Source organism: Lacinutrix sp. MEBiC02404 (assembly GCF_053601575.1).
Window position 1 is genome coordinate 132,759 of record NZ_JBSHNV010000113.1, and the last position, 8,056, is coordinate 140,814.

At 34.0% G+C, this 8,056-nt stretch carries 5 protein-coding genes; 1 reads left to right on the plus strand and 4 read right to left on the minus strand.

Annotated features, from left to right (window positions below):
• Positions 1-6 precede the first annotated feature (6 nt).
• From ACVCXO_RS02870 to ACVCXO_RS02885, 4 genes are all read right to left on the minus strand, one after another.
• Positions 7-2,973 (minus strand): PorP/SprF family type IX secretion system membrane protein, encoded by a 2,967-nt coding sequence (locus tag ACVCXO_RS02870; protein ID WP_452228090.1) that lies wholly within the window; start codon positions 2,971-2,973, stop codon positions 7-9.
• Between the two features lies 1 nt (position 2,974).
• Positions 2,975-4,435: a T9SS type B sorting domain-containing protein gene (locus ACVCXO_RS02875; RefSeq protein WP_452228091.1), complete on the minus strand. Its 1,461-nt coding sequence runs from the start codon at positions 4,433-4,435 to the stop codon at positions 2,975-2,977.
• A 92-nt stretch (positions 4,436-4,527) separates the two neighbouring features.
• Positions 4,528-5,826 carry a hypothetical protein gene (locus tag ACVCXO_RS02880; RefSeq protein ID WP_452228092.1) on the minus strand — a complete coding sequence of 433 codons (1,299 nt, stop codon included), beginning with the start codon at positions 5,824-5,826 and terminating at the stop codon, positions 4,528-4,530.
• Positions 5,827-6,117: 291 nt separating this feature from the next.
• A complete protein-coding gene (locus ACVCXO_RS02885) occupies positions 6,118-6,573 on the minus strand; it encodes a hypothetical protein (RefSeq protein ID WP_203457969.1) in 456 nt (151 codons plus the stop codon).
• A 546-nt stretch (positions 6,574-7,119) separates the two neighbouring features.
• On the opposite strand from ACVCXO_RS02885, the gene ACVCXO_RS02890 reads away from it, so the two are divergent.
• On the plus strand, positions 7,120-8,056 hold a 937-nt coding region (locus tag ACVCXO_RS02890), incomplete at its 3' end, for an IS30 family transposase (RefSeq protein ID WP_452228093.1).

Here is an 8,056-nt window from a genome sequence, read left to right on the forward strand (position 1 = left end):
TTTTTATCAATTTTCTATTTTAATAACAGACATTTTTCCATTGTAAGGCTTGCTTCCTTTAGCTTCTAAAGCTCGCATAGCTCCATCTACATAATCAAATTTCTCATAGTAAATAAAGTACTTATTGGTATTTACATCAAAGAAGAAATTAATATTAGATTGTCCAGTAGCGACTACTTTTTCTAAAAATGCATCTCTCTTCACCTTGTCACTATGTACTGCAATAATGATATAATATCCTTCGTCTACATTTTGCACATCCTTTAATATTTGTACCGTTGCACTTTGCGCTTCGCCAAAATCAAAATCTTCTGCTGTAATAGGTTCGGTGCTTAAAGGTGTATTTTCTATAATACTTTCTAGGGTTGCTTTATCCTTTAAATAACGATCTTTCTCATTATCATAAACGGCACGTTTAATTCTTCGTTTACGTTCAAAATCGGTAGCAATCTTAATACTTTCTAAAGTAGATACTAATTGTTCTTTCGCTCTTTTAGATTGTAATTGTTCTTCTTTTAAAGTTTGAATTGCATTTAAATAATATTGATTCGTTTCGTCCTTTTTGTTAGAAACATCTTTAAGTCTATTATTATATAGGTTTTCTAATGCTACTATTTCTTCACCACGCTCTTGAATAACTTGATCTACTTCTGTTTTTAAGGATTCTAGCATTCGATTTTCTGCAGCAATACTTTTAAATGGTTTAGGTTCTGAATAAATTCCTTTTTCACTCAAATCATTTTCTTCTTTTAAGTCTTTAAGGTCTTTATCTTTACTTGCAACTGCTTCATTTAATTTCGCTAACAATGCATCCTGCTTTTCTTTAGATATTTTTGCCGATTCTGTAATTGCAAACATCTCTTTTGCTATCACATCTTTCTGTGTGATTTCAGATAGAGCTTCTTCTTTATCAGAAGCTTCCGCTGCTAATCTTGCAGCTTCCTCTGCTTGTGTTTGCGCTGCTACTTCCGCTGCTAATCTTGCGTCTTCCTCTGCTTGTGTTTGTGCTGCTGCTTCGGCTGCTAATCTTGCGTCTTCATCTGCTTGTGCTTGCGCTGCTGCTTCGGCTGCTAATCTTGCTGCTTCATCGGCTTGCGCTTTTGCTGCTGCTTCTGCTGCTAATCTGGCTGCTTCATCGGCTTGAACTTGCGCTGCTGCTTGAGCTGCTAATCTTGCTGCTTCATCGGCTTGTGCTTGTGCTTCTGCTTCTGCTGCTAATCTGGCTGCTTCCTCTGCTTGAACTTGTGCCGCTGCTTCTGCTGCTAATCTTGCTGCTTCATCGGCTTGTGTTTGCGCTGCTGCTTCTGCTGCTAATCTTGCTGCTTCATCGGCTTGTGCTTGTGCTTCTGCTGCTAATCTGGCTGCTTCATCGGCTTGTGTTTGCGCTGCTGCTTCTGCTGCTAATCTTGCGTCTTCCTCTGCTTGAACTTGTGCCGCTGCTTCTGCTGCTAATCTTGCTGCTTCATCGGCTTGTGCTTGTGCTGCTGCTTCTGCTGCTAATCTGGCTGCTTCATCGGCTTGTGTTTGTGCTGCTGCTTCTGCTGCTAATCTTGCTGCTTCATCGGCTTGTGTTTGTGCTGCTGCTTCTGCTGCTAATCTTGCGTCTTCCTCTGCTTGAACTTGTGCCGCTGCTTCTGCTGCTAATCTTGCGTCTTCCTCTTCTTGTGCTTGTGCTGCTGCTTGAGCTGCTAATCTTGCATCTTCCTCTGCTTGCGCTTTTGCTGCTGCTTCTGCTGCTAATCTTGCTGCTTCATCGGCTTGTGCTTGTGCTTGTGCTTGTAGTTCTGTATCTGTTATTACGCTTTCCTCTTCTACTTCTTCGACCGGTATTGTTACTTCTTCTACTTGTTTTCTATTTGCAGCTGCTTCTGCTTTTGCTGCTGCCCTTGCATCCGCTTTTGCTTTAATTTTGGCTTGGGCTAAGGCTCTTGCATCTGCTTTTTCTTTAGCAATTATCGCTCTAGCTGCTGTATCTACTTTTGGTTTTGAAGAAACCACTCTTCTTTTCTTCTTTTTGAAAAGCATCGTTTCTTCCTCATCATCTCCACTATAATAAAAATTATTTGTGTTTTTAAATTTATATGCCAACGTGATATCATGTGAAGAACCAAAAGCGGAAAGATCTCCAATAGCTTTCTCGTAGTTATACTCAATAGCTATTTGTGAAGTAATATTAAGTCCGATACCACCTGAAATACCATACTGCGTATTATAACCAACTTGTCCCCAAATTCCTTTAGGTACCGTAAGCATTGCTAATCCGGAAAGCACTGTTTTATCTTTTTTAAATTCCGATTTTATGATACCCGAAAATTTACTTTCATCCAGAAAACCATAACTACTCATATATCCGGTATACATTATATGTGCCTGAATAACTTGTTGCGGATCTTCTTTAAGAAGTTGTGATGTTTTAAAATTGTACTGTACTAGATTATTAACGGAAACTCCGAAGTCAAAAAACACCGTTCCGTAATTAATTCCTGGACTAACACTTAAAATAGAATTAGATGGTATATTTTCTAAGGAAGGATCTGCCACATTGGTAACCACTTTACCTTCATTGATACCACTTTGATAAAAGCCAATATTTAATCCGAAAGTTAAATTACTATCTGGTTGCAGCATGGCATTGTAGGCTAGGTTTAAAATACCACCATAAGAAGTTAAAACACCATAATTTTGTTGAAAGAAACCAATACCTACTCCTATATTCTCTCTAAATCGACCAGAATAGCTTAATAAATAGGTTTGTGGAGCGTCTTCAAATTGCACCCATTCCCTTTTATTATTTACACTTATATATTTGTTTTGTTCTCTTACAAAACTAAAGGTTGGATTGATATTGAATCTATTAAACTTCAATGAATTTCTTACAGGTATAGCTAGCGAAATCACTCCGTCCTCTTCTTGTCCAAAGAAGCACTGCGTGAAACCAAAAATTAAAGCTATTACAAGTAATGTTTTTTTCATACTATTTAACTATTGTTATCGATCCGTTTTTTGTGTTTTTGTCTTCTGTGATGATCATATAATAATACACCGCATTTACAGCATTAAAAGGCATTTCATTTTCTGGCCAATTATTTTGGTAGTCTTCCGTTTCAAAAACTATTTTCCCGTAGGAATCCATTATAACTATTTCGGTATTGGTACCACTTACATATTGATTAGGAATTACCCACGTATCATTTGCGCCATCACCATTAGGACTAATTAAATTTGGAATTTCTGCAACATCTGGAAATGGGTCTTCTGCTTTAATTACAGTAAAAGTGTATTCTTTAGAAGCTTGGCAACCTGTAGTTTCTGTTATGATAACTTTGTAGCTTCCTTCTTGGCTTGCTATATAAGTTCCCTCTAAAGCATCCGTAATAAGGACATCGTTAAAAAACCATTGGTATTCTGGATTTGTTGCAGATGACGTAACAATGACTTCTAAAGTTTGATCGGATTCGATGTTGTTTTCTTCCAAAACATTGATACTACTAGTAAACTGCTCGCTTATTAAATCGATAGAACCTGTTGCTACACATCCACCTAAATCGACCCGGACTTCAAATAATCCGGATTCTGCAGTTGCATACATTTGGTTGGTAGCTCCTGAAATAGGAATACCATCTTGGGACCATTGGTACGTTTCTCCATTTGTTGTACTTAAGATAGTTGGTGCATTACTTGGGCAATACGGATTACCTAAACTAGAGATAATTACAGCTTCTATACTTGACATAGCTTCAGAAACCTGTACCCTATTAGAATAGGAACTGGAAGTACAAGAACCATAATAGGTCTCTACAAAATAAGTTCCAGGACTATTTACAGATAAACTAGGGCCATCGGAAACAAAAACAGATGTTGTCATACTAGTTTCTTTATACCATTTAAAGGATAAAGAAGGATAATTTAGTGGCGAATCATTGGTTCCTGTTCCAGGATTATCAATGGTTAACAAATAGCTTCCGCCGGCACAAAAAACCGCAGTATCTATCAAATTATTAATGGTAAATGGTTCGTCTTGAATTTTATAATATGCGGCAAATGCTACAGATCTAGAACTCGTTGCAACAGGAGCAGTACTTCTTATTTTTATTTTATATCCTTCACCAGCGAGATTGGTTGGTAATAAAAAATTTAAAACTGCAGGAGAAGAAGTTATTGTCCCTGCATTCGTTGGAATAATAACGGTTTCGTTAGTAAAATCACCGTTAGCATCGGACAATAATATGTTGAATTGATTGGATGCATCTAATGGAGCACTATGTGAAAAGACAAAATTGACATTATAAGAATTAAAAGACGCATTTGCACATGCTTGACTGAATCCTAAATTTGGAGTACCAATTACTATTTGTGCATTTATTTTTTGAGAAACTAAAAAAACACTAATGCATAATCCTAAAAATAATTTACGTAGAAAAGTAATTTTCATCATACACTTACTTATTAAAGACAAATACCAAAAGTATAAGCTTATTTAAACGTCATGCTTCCGCATTTAAGACAGTTATATTATATGGTTGAATTCTAATCAATACTAGATGCAAGAATTTTATTAATACGCAATCTAAAATCTAGTCGATTATCATTTTTCAGATCAATAAATGTTTCCGAATCTAATCCTTTAGAGTACACATTAAAAAAGCTACTGTTACCATACCAGTTTTCTAAATCTTCATTATTACTATTGTATTCTTTAAAGATATTTCCATTACAATTATTGAAATACATTTTTTGAAATATTATTTTCTTTAAACTTTCGTTATTAACACGCACGTCACTATCAATTATAACCGCTGGACTAAATCCGGATACCACGCTTTCTTTCATACTAAGAGTTGCATCATTTCCAATAAAAATACCTTCCTTAACTAAGTCTAATTTAATTTCGTAATCTAAATCATCACTTACATTAATTAATGTTAAGTTTAAAGCCGTAACTGTCGTTTCTAGTTTGACAGAACTAACGTCGTCCCCTTTTTCGTAAGATGCAACATTCATACTTCTGGACCCCTTAGAGCTCGACACATAAGAAGATCGAACTGCCAACGAGTTAAATAAATTACATTGCGCTCCAAAATTAAAGTTATAGTCGATACGATTAGATTTATAGGAAACCAACTTTTCTAAGTATAGCTCTCCACCATATATATCAAATGAATTACCAGCAGAATAGCTTACCATCACATTATCAATAGTTGTTTCCGTACCCAAAGCAGCTAATAATAGTGCATTAAAATTATCACCATCTTTAGTTCTTTTACCTGCATACTCTATTCTTACATATCGTAAAACACCAGAATTACTTTCTAGGTTTTCACCACCGTAGCTAATATCTAAAGAAGGATCTGTATTAAAATTATAGCCTTTTAAAACGCCATTACCGAAGTTATTTATGGGAGCATCACCAAGAATAATTATACCTCCCCAATCCCCAGCTTTTTTCACACTTCTATTGGACGTAAACACAATAGGATCTGTTTCTAGACCGTTTGCAATTATTGTAGCACCTTTAGTTATAGTTAGCGATCCTTTTGTTTTAAAATCACCAATAATAACCGTACCTGGTTCTATAGTAAGTACAGCGCCAGCCGTTACAAAAACGTCACCGAGTAACATATAAGTGTTTCTCTTTAGTAATTTTGTGTCTGTTGAAATAATTCCTGTAAGAATTTCGGTAGCCTCATTATACTCCACTAAGTCTGGTTTAAATTCTGTCCAAGAATTTAACCAATTGCTATTACCTATTATACCTTTTTCCTGCTGTGCGTAGGTACTTCCAATAATTAAAAGGAATATAGATGCGGTTTTAAGTAAATGTTTCATAACGAAAAATATTTAATAATTCTAAGTGTGTTATTTAAGATGGTAAATCTAGAGATAAATTCCATGTAATGCAAATTTTATCGACGAAATGCAAAATATAAAATCATAAGCGAAAAAATAAAAAAGCCCGATTAATAGGTTTTTACTAAAAAAAACGACTGTTAATCAGGCTTTCAAAGAATATTTATAAACTAAATCGAGAAAGTAATGGTAAAAAAATAAAATCACATTGCACTCTTTTTCTTACGTCTCTAATTATTTTCAAGTAATTCCTCCTTTTTTGTAATCCATTTAGAACTTATTTTCCTGTCCGTAAATATGCAGGGACTTCAAAACTTGTTCATAAAACAAAATAGCTGCTATTAAATTAGCTTTATCGGAATATGGCAAAATTCTACTCTGAAAGGCAATAGTATTTGCGAAAAAACTTGCAGTAGCCTCATGATGATCCTCCAATGCACTTCTATTTTCTTTAGAATCTGGAATACCAAAACTAGACATTGTAATACCTGGTTTAATTCCGAAAGCGATGGATGGCAATAGTTTAATAATGATTTCCATTCGTTCGGTATATAACTCTAATAATTTCCCTTTTTGCATATCCTCTAACTCTTTAAGATCATGATATTTAGAGATCGCAACATCTTTATTAATAATACTCTTTGGAGCTCCAGTTCTATTTTGAGCTGTTCCTACTCCAGTAATTAATAAAAAAATAACACTAAAAAAAACAAGTTTAAGCTTCATATTTGTAAATCTTTAATAATTAAAATTATGCAACAAATCTAGGCAAATAATCAAAATGCACAACCCTAAATTTTTATTTAACCTCATATAATAGGAGATTTCCATCTGTAATTTGTATCTAAAAACGAAACAAAGCACATTGTAAAAAAGCATCTAAGTTAAAGCTATCACTGACTTTTAGAGCATCTGGAAGAAAAAAAAAACAGCAACTATTTTTAGTAAAAAAAAAACTTAAAAAAAGTAAAAAAAAATCCAATTATAACGATAAAAGACGTTTTTTGCATGCTAAACGGCTAATAATTGAGCGATTTAGCCTACAGAAAAAATCCTATTATGGGACTATAAAAAGAATGAAATTTAGGACTTATTTTTCCATATACAGCATTGCTTTATTTTTCAAATTTAGCTATATATATTTCCTAAAGTAGCTGTTTATTATTTTATAAAATAGAACGGCTATACATGAACCAGTTATGTTGCATAAGCCTGTAAGATTCCGAATTCAATAACTTAACGCAACAAATCTAAATTTATAGATTTGTTACAATGGAAGTAAAAAAACATAAACGACTTACCTTAAAGGAGAGAATTCAAATAGAGACTCTTTTAAACGAAAACAACACTAAAGCTTACATAGCTAAAAGACTAAATCGATCGCGATCTACAATCTCTCGAGAAGTCAATAAGTGGGTACAAAATAAGTACGATAAATACGAAGCTCATTTGGCACATTGGTGTGCTAAAGAAGACTACTTAAACAAAAGAAATCTTGACAAAATAAGCACCTACTCTCTTTTAAGATTCTTTGTATATAAAGGTCTTTTATCAAATTGGACTCCTGAGCAAATAGCTGGTAAAATCAAACAAGATTATCCTAATGATCCCATAATGACAATTTCACATGAAGCTATTTACAGACACATTTATACACGTCCTCAAGCTAGTTTAAACAAAAAACTAATTAAGCTTCTTGTACGCAAAAAAACTAGACGAAGAACCCCTAAAAAAAGACGCCGAACAGGAAGTAAAATAATCAACCAAGTCAGTATAGATCTAAGGCCCAAACACATTGAACTAAGAGAAGAAATTGGTCATTGGGAAGGAGATTTAATGATTGGTAAGAATCAAAAGAGTGCTATTGGAACCATTGTTGAAAGAAAGTCTAGATACACTATTATAATAAAACTTAATAGCAGAAAATCAGATGAAGTAGCAAAAATGTTTTCGAAAAAACTAAACCTATTAAATCAATTATTTAAGAAAACAATGACATACGATAACGGAATTGAAATGGCAAAACACGAAAAAATAACACAAAATACTGGCATGAAAATTTACTTTGCCCATCCATATTCTTCCTGGGAAAGAGGAACTAATGAAAATACAAATGGACTTATTAGAAGATACCTTCCTAAAGGAACTGACTTCAATCAAATTGATGAAAAATCACTAATGAGTATTCAAGAAAAACTTAACAATAGAC